An 18,952-nucleotide genomic window follows, 5' to 3' on the forward strand; every position below is an offset into this window, starting at 1 on the left:
CCGCTTACTGCATCACGCCGACCGGCAGCGTCTTGTCGAGATTGTCGCGCCACGCGTTGATCGTCTTCGGCACGGTTTTCTTCCACGCCGGCACGTTCGAGTAATAGCGCATCCGGACGTTGTTCTTCGCATCGAACACGAGCAGCCCGATCCACAGGTCGGTGCCGCGGCGCATCACGATCGCCGCGTTCGTCGTCGCGATGCCGCGCACCCAGTACGACGTCACGTGTGCGTTGAGCCCGTCGAGATCCTTCTCGTCGGCGCTGTAGTTGACCATGTCGACGAGCGTCTGATAGTCGGCGCCGAGCAGCTTGTGCGCAGTCGCGTTCTGTGTCGCGTCGGTCACGACCTTGAGACTCAGCAGGTCGGCCGGTGGTTTGGCCTGAAACTGCGACGCAGTCACATATTCGCCCCCGTAGACGACACCCGCGCCCGCGCCGCAATCGAAATCGGCGCCCTGTTGCGTGACGCGGATGCGCGTGCCCTTCCGGTCGAAATCGAGCCGGCATTTGTCCTGGCGATAGGTGCCGCTGTCGCCGTGCAGCACGATGTCGCCGTCGAGCCCGCCGGTATTCGCGCCGTTGTTCGCGCCCAGCTCGAAATGCAGGCGCGGTGCCGTGCCGGTGAACGTGAGCACGCCGCCGAACGACGGGTTGTCGCTCGTCATGTACCAGGTCTGCTGCCAGCGGTCGGCGGCGAGCGGCGTACCGTTGAGGCTCGCGAGCCGTTCGCGGTAGCGGTCGCCAAGGCACGGCGCATCGCTGCCGCACTGGTCGCGCTGCTTCAGCCACTTCAGTTGCGCGGCCTTCAGCGCGGCCGTATCGCCGCCCTTTGCGAGCGCCTTCTTCCACGCGGCCGACAGGTCGCCGTCGAGCTTCGACAGTGCGGTATCCGCGCAAATCGCCTTCTCGGTCGGCGAAGCAGCCTTCGCGCAGTCGAAGCCGGCCGCATGCGCGGCAACCGGCAGCAGCGTCAGCAGCGCGGCCGCCGCGACGGATGGCAGGTGTGTGCGCCGCTTGTCAGATGCGGAAGTCGCGGCGTGTCCGCGCGCATTCGATCGGTTCTGGATGGTCATCGGCTTGATCGTCGCTGGGTCGCGCGCCTGTAGAAGCTACCTGCACGCGACATTCGAGGTAAAAACGCCCGGCCCGGCATGCCACGCATGCCGCCGCCCGCCGAAGCGTAACCCGAATGCGCGACGCCGATCAATCGACGTTCGATGTCATGGCAACCGCTTCGGCAGCCACGCTGCATTGCACGATTCCGTCACGCAAGACGGCTTCCGTCGCATGATCGAACATCCCGATGAACACCATCGCGCCCTCCCCCGCGTGCGGCGCCCGCCCTTCGCCTTCCATCGACGAGAACCGGAGGCGCCGCGCGGCGACCTGGCAAACGCGCGTGGCGACCGCACCTTCCGCGTCGGCCACGCGCACGATCCCTTTCGCACGCAGGATCGTGCGCGGCAACGTCTTCAGCCACGTGCGCAACCGCGCCTTGTCGAGCACGTCCGGCACGGCGACAGTGACGCTCGCGAACGCCGGCATCGCAGCATGACCGATCGGCTGGTGCAAACGCGCGATGTCAGCCGGCATCGCGCGGCGATCGGGCACGGCCGTGTCGAACAGCAACGCGAGCGGAATCTCGCCCTGCCGTGCCGCGACGACGATATCGGTCGGTGCGCACGCGCGCACATCGTCGAGCACCGCATCGCGCTGCGCCGGCGCGACGAGATCGAGCTTGGTCACGACGATCGCGCCCGCACCGTCGAGCTGGCGCTGCGCCATCGCGCCGACGAGCGGATCGGCCAGCGTGTCGCGCCACGCGAGCGCGTCGGCAACGACGAGCACCGACGTCAACCGGAACGCCCCGTTCAGTAGTCCGATTTGTGCGATCTTCGCGGGATCGGCCACGCCGCTCGCCTCGACGAGCAGCAGTTCGGGCCGCACGTCGCGCGTCGCGACGCGCGTCAGTACATCGACGAGCGCGCCGCCGATCGTGCAGCAGATGCAGCCGTTGTCGAGTTCGATCACGTCGTCGCCGCGCGCGCGGACGAGCCGCGCGTCGATGTTCACCGCGCCGAAATCGTTGACGAGCACCGCGATGCGCCGGCCGTGCGGCGCCTGCAGGATCGCGTTGACGAGCGTCGTCTTGCCCGCGCCGAGATAGCCGCCGATCACCGCGAGGTCGATCGGTGCACGCGCGGCCGAGTCGACTGCAGTGCGCGCGCTCATCGCGGCGACCGGAACACGCGCCCGCCGAGCACGGTGCCCCATACGGCGAGTTCTTTCAAACGCGCGGGCGCGCAGACCGACGGATCGTCGTCGAGCACCGCGAAATCCGCGTACTTGCCGATCTCGATGCTGCCGACGAGATGATCCATCCGCAATGTATACGCCGCGCCGAGCGTGATCGCGTGCAGCGCATCGTCCACCGGCAACCGCTCGCCAACGCCCAGCACACGCCCGGACGCCGTCTCGCGCTGCACCGCGCACCATGCGGTAAACAACGGATTCAGCGGCGTGATCGGCGCATCCGAATGCAGCGCGAACGGAATGCCGAGCCGCCGCGCGGAGCCGGCCGCGTCCATCCGGTTCGCGCGATCGGGGCCGATCGTCTGGCTGTAGTGCGCATCGCCCCAGTAGTACAGATGATTCGCGAAGAAGTTCACGCACATCCCGAGCGCGCGAATGCGCCTGAGCTGCGCGGCGTCCGCCATCTGGCAATGCTGCAGCGTATGGCGATGATCGGGGCGCGGATGGCGCGCAAGCAGCGTCGTCATCGCATCGAGCACGACCTCGGTCGCTTCGTCGCCGTTGGTATGCACGTGCAGTTGCAGCCCCGCGCGATGGAACGGCTCGAACACGTCGACGATCTGCGCGGGCGGAATCAGCCACAGCCCGTTCGGCTGGCCGCCCGCGTAGCCGGGCCAGCGCACGCGCGCGGTGAAGCCCTGGATCGAGCCGTCGACGATGAACTTCACGGGCCCGAAATGCAGCTTGTCGGTGTTGCGTTCGATCTCCGCGAGCACGCTGTCGGCCGAGCGCGCCGGATTGCGCTGCGGCGCGAACGCCGGCACGATCCGCACCGGGTAGTCGGGATCGGCGGTCACCTCGTGCAGCGTGCGATTACCGTCGGCCGACAGGTCGTTGACGAGATCGGTGGCCGTCGTCACGCCCGCGAGCTGCGCGACGCGCCCGAAATTCCAGACCGCGTGCGGCTTCTCGCTCGCGGAAATCGCCAGCTTGCCGCCGATCGTCTGATACACCGGCAGCATCGCCGCGAACTCCTGCAACTCGCCGGTCGGGCGGCCGTCGGCGTCGCGCGACACGCCGTCGATATCGGTGTCCTCGTCGATGCCCGCACGCGCGAGCATCGCGCCGTTCACGTTCATCAGGTGCACGCTCGCGTGCAGGATCGCGATCGGCCGCTGCGCCGACACGCGATCGAGCTCGCGGACGGCCAGCCGCGCGGTGCCGAAGAAGATCGGATCGAAGCCCCACGCGAGCAACGGCCCGTCGTCGGTCATCGCGCGCTCGGCGTCGGCGAGCCGGTCGAGCACCGCGTCGAGCGAGCGCAGGCCCGGCCAAAGCGTGCCGTCGGGGCCGCGGCGGTCGTAGTAGCCGACATACACGGCGTCCCACATCGCGCCTTCCATCAGATGACAATGCCCTTCGACGAGCCCCGGCATCAACACCTTGTCGCGCAGCGTGTCGTCGGCCGTACACGCGCCGAACCGCGCTTGCCACGCAGCCGCGTCGGTGGCGTCGCCGACCGCGAGGATGCGGCCGTCGCGCACGGCCACGTGCGTGGCCGACGGCTGCGCCGGGTTCATCGTCAGGATGCGGCGCGCGGTGAAGACCGTCACGGGTGCGGCCGGAGTGGCGGATGCTTGCATGAGGGGCGGTTCTCCTTTGCGTCAGGATACGGCGTATTGCTTGACGGGACGGCCGTGCAGCATCGCATGCACGGCCGCGACGACGAGTACGTTGACGACGAGGCACACGAGGCCGAGATTGATGCCGCCGAAATCGACGTGGAACACGTAGAAGATCATCGCGAGCACCTGGCCGCAGATCATCCCGGCGCCCACCGCGACGGGCCGCACCTGGCGCCGCGCGAGCAGGATCAGCACGCCCGGCAGGAATTGCGTGACGCCGTAGTAGGTGGTGTTGATCAGCGTGAGCATCAGGTTCGGCGTAAGCAGCGTGGTCGCGATCGACAGCAGCAGGTAACCGACGATCACGTATTTGGCCGCACGCTTCTGGCGCGACTCCGGCAGGTTCGGCATCAGGTTGCGCGTGACGATCGGCCCGATCGCGAGGCAGATGCCGGCCAGCACGAGCAGCCCCGACAGCGCGGCGCCGGCCGCGACGAGCCCGATCAGCCAGTCGGGCAGCAGGTGCGTGACCGCGGCGAAGAACGCGTCGTTCGGCGACGCGAGCTTCAGGTTCGCGGTGATCGCGTAGTACGACGCGATCACGAGGAACGGATACATCAGCATGTACAGCGGCATCACGACCTGCGTGCGCCGGATCGCGTTCGGTCCGCGCGCGGTGAAGAAATTCTGCGCGGCGAACGGCATCAGGTAGAAGCCGAGCGACTGGAACAGCATCGTGCTCATCGAGAAGCGCAATTGCGATCCGCTCATCGTGTTGCTGACCTGCCGGCTCGCGGCGTCGAACACCGGATGCACGCCGCCGACCTGCCAGGCGACGGCGATGCCCGTCACGACGATCGCGAGCAGCATCAGGATGTCCTTCAGGATCGCGATGTACGCGGACGCACGCACGCCGGAGATCGCGATGTAGGTGAACGCGAGCGCCGCACACACGAGGATCAGGTACAGCGGCTCGACATGCCAGCCGAGCCCCTTGAGCGCCGCGACGAGCCCCGTGAACTGCAGCTGCCCCCACGGGATCAGGAACAGGATCGATGCGCACGCAACGACGAGTTCGAGCCCGCGGCTGCGGTAGTGGCCCTTGAACAGGTCGGGCAGCGTGATCGCGTTGTGGCGCTTGCCGGCCTCCCAGATCTTCGGGCCGACGAAATAGCCGATCGGGTAAGCCAGCAGGATATAGCCGAGGAACCACACGCCGTAGGTCGGCCCTTTCGCGTAGATGCCGCCGGGGAAGCCGACCATCGTGCCGATGCTGTAGATCTCGCCGGCGGTCAGGAAGAACACGAGCGCCGTGCCGAACTGGCGCGACGCGACGAAGAAGTCATGCACGCTCTGCTTGCCGCGACCGCGGCCGGATCGAACGGCGAGATAGAGCGACAGCGCGATCAGCGCGGCGAAGACGACCGTTGACATGCGCACCTCTGCGAAGGGACGGAAAGCGTGGGGTTCGCCGGAAAGCGCTTGCGGCCGGCGCGCCGCAACGAAGCGACGGCGCGCTACGCGGTGCCGCCCGCGCGGCGATCGAACAGCATCCAGCACGCGAACAGGCAGCCGGACGTCAGCACGAACCACGCGAAGATCCACATGAAGACGAACGGCACGCCCAGCACGTAGCGGTCCTGCGCGGCCACCCAGGGCAGCACGCCCAGCACGCCGAGATACGGAATACCGATGCCGATCAGGTACCTGAGCATGCGTGTCTCCTCGAAAGCGGGTTCGTACGGAATGACCGTGCACGGATGCGGCAGGCGGCGCCTGCGCGACATCCGGCAGCGAATCCAGTATTCGAAGACAAAAAGGCGCGGGATAGTGCCAGACGCAGGCAATCGCTTGGGCCAGTGACGGGCCGCACGCGCTGGTGATCGCACGAACGGCTATCAGCCGTCGAACGGCGCCAGCTCGTAACTCGTGCTCCGGCCGCCGGACGACGAACGGCGCAGCACGCCGTGTTCGACGAGCTCCGTGATGTCGCGCAGCGCGGTGTCCGGCGAACACTTCGCGAGGGCCGCCCACTTGGTCGTCGTCAGCTTCCCTTCGAAGCCGTCGAGCAGCCGGTTCATCACCTTGACCTGACGCGCGTTCATTGCGAAGCCGGCACATCGCTGCCAGAAGCGCGCCTTGATCAACACCGCGTCGAGCGTCGTGTGCGCGTGATCGATGGCCCTGCCCAGCGTATCCAGAAACCACGCGAGCCATTCCGTGACGTCGAGCGAACCGCGTTGCGTGCGCTCCAGCACGTCGTAGTACGCGTTGCGCTCGCGCTGGATCTGCGCCGACAGGCTGTAGAAGCGCTGCGGACTCCGGTCGGCGCGCGCCAGCACCAGATCGCCGAGCGCACGCGCGATACGGCCGTTGCCGTCGTCGAACGGATGGAGCGTGACGAACCACAGATGGGCCAGGCCGGCCCGGATCAGCAACGGCTCGGCCGGCTCGGCATTGAGCCACGCGAGAAAGCGCGCGATCTCGTGCGCCAGGCGTGCGGCCGGCGGCGCCTCGAAATGCACGCGCTGCCGGCCGATCGGCCCGGACACCACCTGCATCGGCCCGCTCGCATCCGTACGCCATCCGCCGACCGTGATTCGCGACAATCCGGAATAGCCGGTCGGGAACAGCGCCGCATGCCACCCGAACAGGCGGGCTTCGGTGACTGGCGCCGCCGCATGGGTCGTCGCATCCAGCACCATGTCGACGACGCCCTCGACGTGGCGGTCGACCGGCGCCAGCGCGCCGATGTCGACCCCGAGCCGGCGCGCGATCGACGAGCGGACCGATGCGACGTTCAGGGTTTCGCCTTCGATGGCGCTGGTCTTGACGACGTCCTCCGTCAACGCGGCCAGGCTGGCCTCGTCGCGCAGCGCCAGGCCGAGATCCGCCAGCCGCCCGGCCAGCATGCCTTGCGCACGGCTGACGTCGGCCAGTGGCGTGGCGAGTGCCGGGAGGTCGAAGCGCCACGTCGGCCAGTCGGCCGACTCCCAGATGAAAGTGTAATCTCCGCTCATGATGCGGAGATTATCTCATCGATTCACCGCATGGCCCAATATTCTCCGCATATTTTGCGGAGAATAATCGCCCTATTCGCCGCACGCCGGCCCGCTACCGCGTCCGGCCCGCGTCGCGTTTACCGGATGGCGGCGCGTCGCCGAGCCGCTCGGCAAGAAATCCGATGAACGTGCGCAGCGTGACGAACCCTTCGCGATGCTGCGGAAACACCGCATTGAGCGTGATCGGCGGCGGCACGAACGCGTCGAGCACCGGCACGAGCGCGCCGCTGTCGAGCGCTGCGCCGACGATGAAGTGCGGCAGCAGCGCGATGCCGAGCCCCGCGATCGCCGCGTCGCGCACCACTTCGCCGTTGTTCGCGACGAGCGGCCCCTGCACGTCGAACGTGCGCGACGCGCCGTCGATGCGGAATTCCCAGCCGACGCGCCGCTCGCGCCCGTACAGCAGGCAGGTGTGGCCAGCGAGGTCGGCCGGCGTCTGCGGCGCGCCCTGCCGCTTCAGGTACGCGGGGCTCGCACACGCGATCATCCGCCACGCGCCGAGCGGGCGCGCGATCAACGTCGAATCCTCGAGCGAGCCGATCCGCAGCACGAGGTCGAAGCCTTCGCCGATCAGGTCGACGCGCCGGTCGGTCAGATCGAGGTTCAGCCGCACGGCCGGGTGCGCGGACAGGAATTCGGCGATCAGCGGCGACACGTGCGTGATCCCGAACGACAGCGGCGCGCTGATCTTCAGCGAGCCGTGCAGCTCGGTGCTGCGCACCGACATCGCCTGCTCGGCGTCGGCGATCTCCGCGAGGATGCGCTGCGCGCGCGCATAAAACTCCTGCCCCGATTCGGTCACCGCGAGATTGCGCGTATTGCGGTGCAGAAGCCGCACGCCGAGCGACGCCTCCAGCGCCATCGTGCGCCGGCTGACGAACTGCTTGGACAGCATCAGCTGGTCGGCCGCCGCCGTGAAGCTGCCCGCATCGACGGTCGCGACGAAGATTCTCAGGTCGTTGAGTTCCATATTGTCCACTCCATAGCGACAGTCATTATCTCTACAGCGATTTATTTGTCAAATCGATTGACCTAAGATTCATCTCAACGAACGGCCGGTCCCACTTCCGAGGTCCGGCGACTTCAAGGAAAAAATCATGATCGAAATCCGTGCAGCAAACCAACGTGGCCGTGCGGAGCATGGCTGGCTCAGCTCCCGTCATACGTTTTCGTTCGCGAATTACTACGATCCGAAGCAAGTCGGCTTCTCCGACCTGCTGGTGATCAACGATGACCGCGTCGCCCCGGCCCGCGGCTTCGGTACGCACCCGCACCGCGACATGGAAATCCTGTCGTACGTGCTCGACGGCGCGCTGGAACACAAGGACTCGATCGGCACCGGTTCGGTGATCGTGCCGGGCGACGTGCAGCTGATGAGCGCGGGCACGGGCGTGCGCCACAGCGAGTTCAACCACTCGCCGGACACGCCGGTCCACTTCCTGCAGATCTGGGTCGGGCCGTCTGAAAAGGGTGCCGAGCCGCGTTATCAGCAGACGAATGTCGCGGACGGCGACAAGCGCGGCAAGCTCGCACTCGTCGTGTCGCCGAACGGCGATGCCGGTTCGCTGAAGATCCGGCAGGACACCCGGATTTACGCGGGCCTGTTCGACGGCGATGAAAGCACTACGCTGGAACTTGACCCGAGCCGCTTTGCTTACGTGCATGTGGCACGCGGCAGCGTGACGGTCAACGGCGTGACGCTCGGCGAAGGCGACGGCGCGCGTATCCGCGGCGAACAGGCGCTGACGATCGCCGACGGCAAGGATGCCGAAGTGCTGGTGTTCGACCTGCGTCCGGTCGAAGTGACGGCTGAGTGGGCATAACGCCCGTTCGGGAAACCGGGCCCCGCTGAACGCGGGGCCCTTTTAATCGGAGATTCGCAACATGGCCAAGGTACTCGTTCTTTACTACTCGTCCTACGGGCACGTCGAAACGATGGCGCAGCACATCGCGGAAGGCGCGAAATCGGTGCCCGGCGTCGAGGTCGCGCTCAAGCGCGTGCCGGAAACGATTCCCGTCGACCAGGCCCGCGCGATCGGCGTGAAGGTCGACCAGGCAGCGCCGGTCGCCACGGTGGACGAACTCGCCGACTACGATGCGATCATCTTCGGCACGCCGACCCGCTTCGGCAACATGGCCGGCCAGATGCGCACGTTCCTCGACCAGACCGGCGGCCTGTGGATGAAGGGCGCGCTCGTCGGCAAGATCGGCAGCGTGTTCGCGTCGACCGGCACGCAGCACGGCGGCCAGGAAACGACGATCACGTCGTTCCACACGACGCTGCTGCACCACGGGATGGTGATCGTGGGTGTGCCGTATGCGTGCAGCGGGCTCGTCAACATGAGCGAAATCACCGGCGGCACGCCGTACGGCGCGACGACGCTCGCGGGCGCGGACGGCAGCCGTCAGCCGAGCGCGAACGAGCTCGACATCGCGCGCTACCAGGGCAAGCACGTCGCGGAAATCGCGAGCAAGCTCGCGTCGTAACGCGGCAGCCTCGCGCTCCCGCAGTCGCGCACACGAACGAACGGCGCCGGTTCAACCGGCGCCGTTCGTCCTGTGCACGGCTGGCGGGCGTTACTGGCCCGAAGCCGGCGCGGCCGGCGCCGCCTTCGTCGCGGGCGCCTTCTGCGCGGCGTTCTGCGGATAGTTGCTCTGGTCGTTGGTCAACCGGTAGCCGCTGCCGGTGCCGATCGCCTTCAGGTCCGACGCGTGCCGCGCGCGGGCTGCCTTGCGCGCCGCCTTCTTCTGCGCCTTGTCGAGCTGCTTCTGTGTCGGCGCGGACGCCGGATCCTGCGCGTATGCCGCCGGCACGGCGGTCAACAACAGACCGAACGACGCCGTTACTGCTACTGCCACCGAAACCACGCGAGACTGCTTCATGGCCGGATCTCCTTGTCGATTGTTGATTGTGGGTCGGACACCTGCGCGCACGCGACGGCTTGCGACAACGGCGCCGATGCAACGTTAGCCGATCACTGCACAAATGTCCGTGTGCGTTCCTGAATTCTCCCGATAACGGCCACGATACATGCGCGCCGTGTGCGCCGTCTTTTCGGCAAATCTTCCGCGCCATCAGGGAAACCGATACCCCGCGCCGGCCGGCGCCCGCTCAGATCCAGCGCGACAGCATCGGCAGCAGGATCGGCACGACGAAGGCCGTCAGCACGCCGTTCAGCCCCATTCCGAGCCCCGCGAACGCGCCGGCCTCCTCGCTGACCTGGAAGGCGCGCGCGGTGCCGATCCCGTGCGACGCGACGCCGAGCGCGAAGCCACGCACGGCCGGCTCGTCGACCCGCAGCAGATTGAGGATCCCGCGTGCGCACACCGCGCCGAAGATCCCGGTCGAGATCACGAGCACGGCCGTGAGCGACGGAATGCCGCCGATCTCCGCCGCGACGGCCATCGCGATCGGCGTCGTCGCCGATTTCGGCGCGAGCGACGCGATCGTCTGGTGCGACGCACCAAACAGCGCGGCGATGCCGACCGCCGACACGATCGCGGTCAGCGAGCCCGCCAGCAGGCCGACGAGCAGCGGCAGCGCGGTGCGCCGCAGCTTCGACCACTGGCGATACAGCGGCAGCGCGAGCGCGACGGTCGCGGGGCCGAGCAGGAAGTGGACGAACTGCGCGCCTTCGAAATACGTCGGATACGGCGTGTGCGTGATCGTCAGCAGCACGACGATCAGCGCGACCGCGATCAGCACCGGATTCGCGAGCGGGTTGAAGCGCGCCCGCGCATAGACGGCCTGCGCGAACAGATACGCGACCAGCGTGATGGTCAGGCCGAGCAACGGGCTCGCGGCGAGATAGACCCAGATCGCGCCGAGTTTCGGGAAGGCCGTCATTGCACGCCCTCCGCGTTGCCGCCCGCGCGGCGCTGGCGCCGCAGCAGCGCGCGCGTGACGAGCGCCGTCACCGCGATCGCCAGCGTGGTGCTGACGGCCAGCGCGACGACGACCGCGACCGCATCGCCGCGCACGCGGTCGGCCGACACCATGATGCCGACGCCGGCCGGCACGAACAGCAGCGACAGGTGGCGCAGCAGCTCGAGCGCGGTCGGTTCGATCGCATCGGCCACTTGCGGGCGCAGCATCACGAAACCGAACAGCAGCAGCATGCCGATCACGGGGCCCGGCACCGGCAGGCCGAACAGATAGGACACGCCTTCCCCGAGACACTGGAAGGTCAGCAAGACCGCGAACGCCTGCAACATGAACCGCTTCTCCCGAACGTGGCCGAGCCTGCGTGCAGCCGCGCGGCCGATGAGCCGGCGGCTTGCGGCGCCGGCGTGGACATACGCGCGATCGTACCAACAATGCTCGTGGCGTGAACCCACTCGGTCGTACGTGCCCGCACACAGCCACTATCATCATGCACTTTCGGGTGCCGGCAAGCCGGCCCGCGAACCACGGAGTTTGCCGATGATGACCGTGCAGGAACTGCTGGACACCCCGTCGCTGGGATTGCTGGGCGTGGCCGGACTCGCCGGTACGCACCGGCTGATCACGTGGGCGCACGCGGTCGATCTTCCCGATCCGTGGCGCTGGGTCAGCGCGGGCAACCTCGTGATGACGACGGGCGTCGGCCTGCCGCGCACGCCGAGGGACCAGGTGGCGTGGCTCGAACGCATCGCGCAGACGAATGCGAGCGCGCTGGTCGTTGCGCCGCAGGCCGATGCGCCGAAGCTGTCGCGCAAGCTGCTGGATGCCGCGGACGCGCTGATGTTCCCGGTGCTGCGCGCGAGCTTCGAGCTGGAATTCGTGAAGCTGTCGCGTCACGTGATCGAAAGCGTGCTGCGCGCTCAGCGCGACAGCTTCAAGGCGAGCGAACGGCTGTTCGAGACGTATGCCGACGCGATGCGCAAGGCGGCCGATTTCACGGGGCGACTCACCGCGCTCGCGGCGAGCCTCGGGCTCGCGCTGACCATCGAGGATGCCGCGAGCGGCGCGACGCTCGTCGCGACCGGCGGGACGCGTTCCGCCCACGATGCACGCGATGCGGAGCGCGTGCCGCTCGCCGGCCGTGCACGCGCGAACCTGGTCATCCGCCGCGCCGGCCGCAGCACACCGGAAGACCCGTTGTTCGTGCGTTCGCTCGTCGGCCTGCTCGGCGTCGAACTCGAACGCCTGATGATCACGCGCGACGCGCAGCGCGACGAAGGCGCAGCGCTGCTGCGCAGCCTGCTCGACAACGAAACCGATTTTGCGTTCGTGCGGCCGCTGCTGGAGCGGCGCGGGCTGACCGGCACGCTCGTGTGCCTGTCGATCCGGCCAGGCGGCACGGGCCGCTGGGCGCCCGGCGACATCCACCACGCGCCCGGCCTGCAGGAGAAGACCCCGCTGCTGCTCGATGACGACGTGCTGCTCGCGCTCTCCCGCGACGACCGCGACACGATCGACGCGCTGCTGTGCAACCTCGGCGACGGTACGGTCATCGGCGTCAGCGGCCCGATCGCGGTCGCGACCGGGTTCCGCGAAAGCGTACGGCAGGCGCGCCTCGCGATGACGCAGGCGCTGGAACTCGACACCGCCGTGCTGCGCTACGGCGATGCCGAAACCGGGCTGATCATGGCGCCCAAGTCGCTCGCCGAAGCGCGCGCGCTGGTCGGCCGCTACCTCGGGCCGCTGATCGAGCACGACCGCCTGCACGAAACGGCGCTGCTCGCAACGCTGATGCGGTTTCTCGAAAACGACGGCAACTGGAAGGTCACGGCGTACGACCTCGGCATCCATCGCCAGACGCTCGTTTATCGGTTGAAACTCGTCGACCAGCTCACGGGCCTCAAACCGACGACCACGAACGGCACCGCGCGGTTCTGGATCGCACTGCAGGCCGGCCGGAACGCAAAGCTGTTTCCCGCTCAGACATTGAGCGGTTAAAGGGACGGCTTGAAACCTTCCCGGCATGGAGCGCCCTCAGCAAAGGGCTGCTGGCTTCATACATTTGTACAAACCGGCTGCGTGACGCCAGCATTTTTCGCATAGGCACACGCCGGCCGCTTGCCTAGTATCCGTCGACAACGACTGCACAGACACGTCACGACGGAGACAGGCAATGCCCATTCAAACGGAACACGATCCGCGCCTGAAACGCGCACTCAAGACCCGCCACATCAGCATGCTGGCGCTCGGCGGCGTGATCGGCGCCGGGCTGTTCGTCGGTTCGAGCGCGGTAATCGCGTCGACCGGTCCGGCCGCCTTCATCACGTACGGCATCACCGGCGTGATCGTCGGCCTCATCATGCGCATGCTCGGCGAGATGGCCGCCGCGCGCCCGATGAAGGGCTCGTTCGTCGACTATGCGCGGATGGCGTACGGCGAACTCGCCGGCTTCTCGACCGGCTGGCTGTACTGGTACTTCTGGGTGATCGTGGTCGGCTTCGAGGCGGTGGTCGGCGGACAGATCATCCACGGCTGGCTGCCACAGATGCCCGTGTGGGCGATCTCGCTCGGGCTGATGGTCATGATGACGTCACTGAACCAGTTGTCCGTCAATTCGTTCGGCGAGGCCGAATACTGGTTCGCGGGCATCAAGGTCGCGGCGATCGTCGTCTTCCTTGTGATTGCCGGCGCGTACGTGTTCAAGCTGTGGCCCGGCTCCACCGCCAGCTTCTCCAACCTGAGCGCGCATGGCGGTTTCCTGCCGCACGGCGCACTGACGCTGTTCTCGGGCGTCGTGTCGGTGATCTTCTCGATGACGGGTGTCGAGGTCGCAACGATCGCGGCCGCCGAATCCGATCATCCGGCCCGCAACATCCGCCGCGCGGTCAACACGGTGATGGCGCGCATCCTGGTGTTCTTCGTGCTGTCGACCTTCTTCATCGTCGTCGCGCAGCCGTGGACCGACATCGTGCCCGGCAAGTCGCCGTTCGTCGCGACGTTGGAGAGGATCGGCATCCCGGGCGCAGCAACGATGCTGACGGCCGTGATCCTGGTCGCCGTGCTGTCGGTGCTGAACGCCGGTCTCTACACGTCGTCGCGGCTGCTGTACGTGCTCAGCACCAACCGTGAGGCGCCGAAGCTGCTGTCGAAAACGAGCCGCCGTGGCGTGCCGCGCTGGGGCGTGCTTGCATCGACGCTGGTCGGCTATGGCTGCGTCGTGATCGCCGCGCTCTGGCCCGACACCGTATTCCAGTTCCTGCTGAATTCGTCGGGGGCCGTGTTCCTGTTCGTGTACCTGATGATCTGCCTGTCGCAGCTCAAGCTCAGAAAGCAGTGGGAACGCGAAGGCACGCTGAAATTCCGGATGTGGCTGCACCCGTGGCTGCCGATCCTCGTCACCTGCTCGATCGTCGCGGTACTGGTCAGCATGGCGCTCGACCCGGCCACGCGGATGAGTCTCGCGCAGTGCCTGGTCGCGATCGCCGTCATCGTCATCGCGTACGGCGTGCTGAAGCTGGTTCGTGCAGGGCGGTCGCCGTCGATCGATCATGCGGCACCTGCACCGCGACCGACCGGCACCGTCGGCAAATAACAGGCGCTCCGCGCCATCGAAACCGGGAAACGGACATGCAATCTGAAGCAGAACTGTTGAAATTGCCGCTGAAGCCGCTTTGGCACCAGGCCGCGCCGGCGCGCAGCGCACTGGCTGGCCAGGTCGATGCGGACGTCGCGATCGTCGGCGCCGGTTACACGGCGTTGTGGACGGCCTACTACTTGTTGAAGGCGCAACCGTCACTGCGCGTCGCGCTGGTGGAGCGCGAGGTTGTCGGGTTCGGCGCATCGGGGCGCAACGGCGGATGGGCGTCAGCAATCTTCCCGATCTCGCTGTCGCGGGTCGCGCAGATGGTGTCGCGCGACGGCGCGCTTCAACTGCAGATGGCGATGAACGAAACCGTCGACGAGATCGGCCGGGTCCTCGCGCTCGAACACATCGATGCGGACTACAAGAAGGAAGGCTTCCTGTCGCTCGCCCGCAGCGACGCGCAACTTTCGCGTGTGAAGGCGGCGGTCGATGCATCGGCGCGCTTCGGCCTGCCAGATCAATGGCACGCGCTCGATGCACGGCAGGCGCAGGCGCGGATCGGAGCAGGCGGTGTACTCGGCGGCCTGTACACCGGACATTGCGCGCTGATCCATCCCGGCAAGCTCGTGCATGCGCTGGCACGGCTGGTCGAAAGCCTCGGTGCGCGCATCTACGAACGCTCGGAAGTGACGGCGATCGGGCCGGGCCTGATCCGCACCGCCGCGGGCAGCGTGAACGCCCGCACCGTCGTGCGCGCGACCGAGGCGTTCTCGTGCCAGCAGGCCGACCATCGCCGCTCCGTGATTCCGCTCTACTCGCTGGTGCTCGCCACCGAGCCGCTGCCGCCGTCATTGCGACAGACGTTGCGGCTCGACCACCGGCTCGCGTTCAACGACATGCGACACCTGCGCATCTACGGGCAGGTCACGGCAGAAGGCCGGCTCGTGTTCGGCGGGCGCGGCGCCCCGTACCAGTGGGGCTCGCGGATGTCCGACACCGGCGACCAGCTCGGCAATGCGCACGCGAAGATCCACGCGTCGATGGTCGAACTGTTCCCGGAACTGGCCGACGCGACGATCACGCACCGCTGGGGCGGCGCGCTCGGCGTATCGCGCGACTGGTGCCCGACCGTCAGCATGGACGAGCGCTCGCGCATCGCGTGGGCCGGCAACTACGTCGGCGACGGCGTCGCGACCAGCAACCTCGCCGGCCGCGTGCTGCGGAACCTGATCCTCGACATCGACGAACCGGTCAACCGGCTGCCGTTCGTCAACCATCGATCGCCGGCGTGGGAGCGCGAACCGCTGCGCTGGCTCGGCATCAACAGCGGCCTGATGGCCGCCGGGTTCAGCGACTTCGAAGAGAAGCTGACCCGTCAACCCTCGCGCACGGCCCGGCTTCTCGAGAAGCTGACCGGCGCCCACTGAACAGGAGCGTCATCCGATGAAGTCATTCACCGTCGTCAAGGCTGGTCAGATCGCCGCCGCCACGCTGACCGCCGCAGGCCGGCGCGCAGGCGCGGATCGCGGCGATCCGCAGGTCGCCACGCAAGCGCTCGCGCCGGACGCAGTCGGTCACCTCGGCATCTGGGAATGCCAGCCGGGCGGCTGGCCGGTCGTCGACCGGCCCGACACCGAATTCACGTACATCATCTCGGGCCGCGCGAACCTGACCGACGACGCGAGCGGCGAAGTCGTCGAAATCGGCGCAGGCGATCTCGTGATCCTGCCGCCGGGCTGGACCGGACGCTGGGACATCATCGAGCCGGTGCGAAAGGTTTACGCGATCTATTGACGCGCGCCGTCACTGCCCCGGCGCGTGAACGCCCTCGCGTTCGCCCGCCGGCGCATCGCCCTTGCCGCGATACCACACCGCGTAGACGACCGACAGCACGAACATGAACGGCACACCGCAAAACAGCGTCATCCGGAATTCGCGCGTGAAGTATGTCGTGACCAGCGCCGCGAGCATCAGTGTCGCGCCGAGCAGCGATGTGACCGGAAAGCCCCACATCCGGAACGCCAGTGCCTGGCCGCGATGGTGGCGGCGGAAGAACAGGTGCGTGACGAAGATCATCAACCACGTGAACATCGCGCCGAACATCGACACCGACATCATCATCACGAACGACGTGTCCGGATACCGCACGTTCAGCACGGTCGCGAGCGCAATCCCGATCGCCGACAACCCGAGCGCGGCAGCCGGCACGCCGTGCGCCGTCAGCCGGCCGAGCGCCTTCGGCGCATAGCCCGCGCGCGACAGGCTGAACATCATCCGCGTCGTGATGTAGAGCTGGCTGTTCATCGCGGACAGCGCAGCCACCAGGATCACGAAGTTGATCACGCCGGCCGCGCCCGGCACGTGCGTCGCGGCCATCACCTTGACGAACGGGCTTTCGTCGGAACCCGCAGCCGTCCACGGCACGATCGCGAGCATCAGCGCGAGCGTCAGCAGGTAGAAGAACACCAGGCGCAACATCGTCGCGCGGAATGCGCGCGTGATCGCCTTGTGCGGATCGCGTGCCTCGCCGGCCGCCACGGCGATCATCTCGATGCTCAGGTAGCTGAAGATCGACACGATCACCGCGACCCACATCCCCCACACGCCTTTCGGGAAGAACCCGCCGTGCGCCGTATAGTTCGCGAAGCCGATGCCGGAACCGGCCGGCGCACCGAACACGACCACCGCGCCGAGCGCGATGAACGCGACGATCGCGGCGATCTTCAGCATCGAGAACACGTACTCGACCGCACCGAACACCTTCACGCTGACCAGGTTGATCCCGATCAGTGCGGCCGAGAAGCCGATGATCCAGTACCAGCCCGGCACGGCGGGAAACCAGTACTTCATGTACACGGCGATCGCCGTCACTTCGGTGCCGACTGCGAACACGATCGACGCCCAGTACGCATAGCGCACCAGGAAGCCGGCCCACGGGCTCACATAATGCTCGGCATACGCGCCGAACGAGCCCGACGTCGGGTGCGCAACCGTCATCTCGGCGAGGCAGCCCATCAGCAGCAGCGCGATCAGCGCGCCGATCGCATAGCTGACGAGCACGCTCGGCCCCGCGAAGCCGATCGCGAAACCGCTGCCGAGGAACAGCCCCGTCCCGATCGCACCGCCGATCGCGATCATCGACAACTGCGCGGTCGACAGCCCGCGATGCAACCCCTTCTCACGTTCGACGATCGTGTCGAATCCCTGACGCTGGTTCATGCCTTGTCTCCTTCGCCGAACGCGCCCTGCGTCGTGCGGGACGTCGTTCGATCTCGATCTGTTGTGTCGTACTGCGCACCGCGCCGGCCGTCAGGTCACGGACTTGCGCGCGCGGAATGCATCGGTGCGCCATGCGCCGGTCGTCACGACGTCCTTCAACGCGGCGATCGTGTCCCACACGTCGACGTAGCGCACATACAGCGGCGCGAATCCGAAGCGCAGGATGTCCGGTGCGCGGAAGTCGCCGATCATGTTGCGCGCGATCAGCGCCTGCACGATCGCATAGCCCTCCTCGTGCGTGAGCGACACCTGGCTGCCGCGCTGCGCGGCATCGCGCGGCGACGCGAGCGTGAAGCCGAGACCCGCGAGTTCCTGGTCGACGAGCGCGATGAACAGGTCGCCGAGCGCGACGCTCTTGTCGCGCAGCACGCGAAGATCGACGCCGTCGAACGCGTCGAGCGCCGCTTCGAGCGCGATCACGCCGAGCTGCGGCGCGGTGCCCGTCAGCATCCGGTCGATCGCCGGATGCGGCGCATAGTCGTGCGTGAAGTCGAACGGCTTCGCGTGGCCGTGCCAGCCCGTCAGCGGCTGCCGGACATCGGCGAGATGCCGCGACGCGACGAACACGTAGGCCGGCGCGCCAGGGCCGCCGTTCAGGTACTTGTAGCCGCAGCCGACCGCGAAGTCCGCCTCGCATGCGTTCAGCTCGATCGGCATCGCGCCGGCCGAGTGGCACAGGTCCCACACGCTCAGCGCGCCGGCCTCGTGCGCGTGGCGCGTGATGGCCGCCATGTCGTAACGCTTGCCGCTCTTGTAGTTCACGTGCGTCAGCGACACGACCGCGACGGTGTCGTCGATCGCCTCGACGATGTCGCCCGGATCGACGCAGCGCAGCTCGCACCCCGTCATCTCGGCGACGCTCGCCGCGATATAGACGTCGGTCGGGAAATTGGTGCGCTCCGCGACGATCACGCGGCGCCCCGGCCGCATCCGCGTGGCCGCGACGAGCACCTTGAACAGGTTCACCGACGTCGAATCGGCGACGATCACCTCGCCGGTGCCGGCGCCGATCAGCTTCGCGATCTTGTCGCCGGTGCGCTGCGGCGCCGGATACCAGTCGGCGTCGTTCCACGAGCGGATCAGTCCGTGCGCCCACTCCTGTTCGAGCGCGCGCTGCATGCGCGCCGGCACGTTCGACGGCATCGCGCCGAGCGAGTTGCCGTCGAGATAGATCGTGTCGGCGGGCAGGTCAAAGCGCGCGCGGCAATGGGCGAGCGGGTCGGCCGCATCGAGCGCGGCGCAGTGTTCGCGTGTGGTCATGAAAT

Annotated in this window: 18 protein-coding genes; 6 read left to right on the forward strand and 12 right to left on the reverse strand. The window is 67.5% G+C overall.

The window, feature by feature from the left end; translation table 11 throughout:
• Positions 1 to 4: 4 nt before the first annotated feature.
• The 7 genes from HWX87_RS08175 to HWX87_RS08205 form a co-directional block, all read right to left on the reverse strand.
• Entirely contained in the window at positions 5 to 1,075 is a 1,071-nt protein-coding gene (locus tag HWX87_RS08175) for a lysozyme inhibitor LprI family protein (protein ID WP_244137634.1), read from the reverse strand.
• A gap of 130 nt (positions 1,076 to 1,205) precedes the next feature.
• On the reverse strand, positions 1,206 to 2,234 hold the full coding sequence (locus tag HWX87_RS08180) for a GTP-binding protein (protein ID WP_244137635.1): 1,029 nt from the start codon (positions 2,232 to 2,234) through the stop codon (positions 1,206 to 1,208).
• On the reverse strand, positions 2,231 to 3,898 hold the full coding sequence (locus tag HWX87_RS08185; protein WP_176046655.1) for an amidohydrolase: 1,668 nt from the start codon (positions 3,896 to 3,898) through the stop codon (positions 2,231 to 2,233). The genes HWX87_RS08180 and HWX87_RS08185 overlap by 4 nt, the downstream gene beginning before the upstream one ends.
• 21 nt (positions 3,899 to 3,919) lie before the next feature.
• Positions 3,920 to 5,314, reverse strand: coding sequence for a sodium:solute symporter family protein (locus HWX87_RS08190; protein ID WP_176046656.1), 1,395 nt, complete (start codon positions 5,312 to 5,314; stop codon positions 3,920 to 3,922).
• Positions 5,315 to 5,397: 83 nt separating this feature from the next.
• Positions 5,398 to 5,595, reverse strand: a complete 198-nt coding sequence (locus tag HWX87_RS08195) for a DUF3311 domain-containing protein (protein ID WP_176046657.1) — start codon at positions 5,593 to 5,595, stop codon at positions 5,398 to 5,400.
• Positions 5,596 to 5,778: 183 nt separating this feature from the next.
• The gene (locus HWX87_RS08200; protein ID WP_208456522.1) at positions 5,779 to 6,900 is read right to left on the reverse strand and encodes a Fic family protein; all 1,122 of its coding nucleotides are present in this window, start codon (positions 6,898 to 6,900) and stop codon (positions 5,779 to 5,781) included.
• A gap of 94 nt (positions 6,901 to 6,994) precedes the next feature.
• Positions 6,995 to 7,912 carry a LysR family transcriptional regulator gene (locus tag HWX87_RS08205; protein ID WP_176046658.1) on the reverse strand — a complete coding sequence of 306 codons (918 nt, stop codon included), beginning with the start codon at positions 7,910 to 7,912 and terminating at the stop codon, positions 6,995 to 6,997.
• A gap of 127 nt (positions 7,913 to 8,039) precedes the next feature.
• On the opposite strand from HWX87_RS08205, the gene HWX87_RS08210 reads away from it, so the two are divergent.
• A complete protein-coding gene (locus tag HWX87_RS08210) occupies positions 8,040 to 8,765 on the forward strand; it encodes a pirin family protein (protein WP_176046659.1) in 726 nt (241 codons plus the stop codon).
• 61 nt (positions 8,766 to 8,826) lie between these two features.
• A complete protein-coding gene (gene wrbA / locus HWX87_RS08215; RefSeq protein ID WP_176046660.1) occupies positions 8,827 to 9,429 on the forward strand; it encodes an NAD(P)H:quinone oxidoreductase in 603 nt (200 codons plus the stop codon).
• Positions 9,430 to 9,519: 90 nt separating this feature from the next.
• Here the strand turns inward: wrbA and HWX87_RS08220 are convergent, their stop codons facing one another.
• The 3 genes from HWX87_RS08220 to HWX87_RS08230 form a co-directional block, all read right to left on the reverse strand.
• Positions 9,520 to 9,825 carry a hypothetical protein gene (locus HWX87_RS08220; protein WP_059241193.1) on the reverse strand — a complete coding sequence of 102 codons (306 nt, stop codon included), beginning with the start codon at positions 9,823 to 9,825 and terminating at the stop codon, positions 9,520 to 9,522.
• 229 nt (positions 9,826 to 10,054) lie between these two features.
• Complete coding sequence (locus HWX87_RS08225; protein ID WP_176046661.1) at positions 10,055 to 10,789, reverse strand: LrgB family protein; 735 nt, start codon at positions 10,787 to 10,789, stop codon at positions 10,055 to 10,057.
• On the reverse strand, positions 10,786 to 11,157 hold the full coding sequence (locus HWX87_RS08230) for a CidA/LrgA family protein (protein WP_176046662.1): 372 nt from the start codon (positions 11,155 to 11,157) through the stop codon (positions 10,786 to 10,788). The genes HWX87_RS08225 and HWX87_RS08230 overlap by 4 nt, the downstream gene beginning before the upstream one ends.
• A gap of 208 nt (positions 11,158 to 11,365) precedes the next feature.
• Here HWX87_RS08230 and HWX87_RS08235 point away from each other — a divergent pair, with 208 nt between their 5' ends.
• From HWX87_RS08235 to HWX87_RS08250, 4 genes are all read left to right on the forward strand, one after another.
• Positions 11,366 to 12,823: a PucR family transcriptional regulator gene (locus HWX87_RS08235; protein WP_176046663.1), complete on the forward strand. Its 1,458-nt coding sequence runs from the start codon at positions 11,366 to 11,368 to the stop codon at positions 12,821 to 12,823.
• Positions 12,824 to 12,998: 175 nt separating this feature from the next.
• Entirely contained in the window at positions 12,999 to 14,417 is a 1,419-nt protein-coding gene (locus tag HWX87_RS08240; protein ID WP_176046664.1) for an amino acid permease, read from the forward strand.
• Positions 14,418 to 14,452: 35 nt separating this feature from the next.
• The gene (locus tag HWX87_RS08245) at positions 14,453 to 15,835 is read left to right on the forward strand and encodes an FAD-dependent oxidoreductase (RefSeq protein WP_176046665.1); all 1,383 of its coding nucleotides are present in this window, start codon (positions 14,453 to 14,455) and stop codon (positions 15,833 to 15,835) included.
• Positions 15,836 to 15,851: 16 nt separating this feature from the next.
• Complete coding sequence (locus HWX87_RS08250) at positions 15,852 to 16,202, forward strand: cupin domain-containing protein (RefSeq protein ID WP_176046666.1); 351 nt, start codon at positions 15,852 to 15,854, stop codon at positions 16,200 to 16,202.
• Between the two features lie 9 nt (positions 16,203 to 16,211).
• On the opposite strand, the gene HWX87_RS08255 is transcribed toward HWX87_RS08250, so the two are convergent.
• The gene (locus tag HWX87_RS08255) at positions 16,212 to 17,627 is read right to left on the reverse strand and encodes an amino acid permease (protein ID WP_176046667.1); all 1,416 of its coding nucleotides are present in this window, start codon (positions 17,625 to 17,627) and stop codon (positions 16,212 to 16,214) included.
• 90 nt (positions 17,628 to 17,717) lie between these two features.
• Positions 17,718 to 18,947 (reverse strand): kynureninase, encoded by a 1,230-nt coding sequence (gene kynU / locus HWX87_RS08260; protein WP_176046668.1) that lies wholly within the window; start codon positions 18,945 to 18,947, stop codon positions 17,718 to 17,720.
• Positions 18,948 to 18,952: the final 5 nt, after the last annotated feature.

Origin of the sequence: Burkholderia sp. BCC1644, assembly GCF_902833225.1 — a bacterium.
GTDB lineage: Bacteria > Pseudomonadota > Gammaproteobacteria > Burkholderiales > Burkholderiaceae > Burkholderia.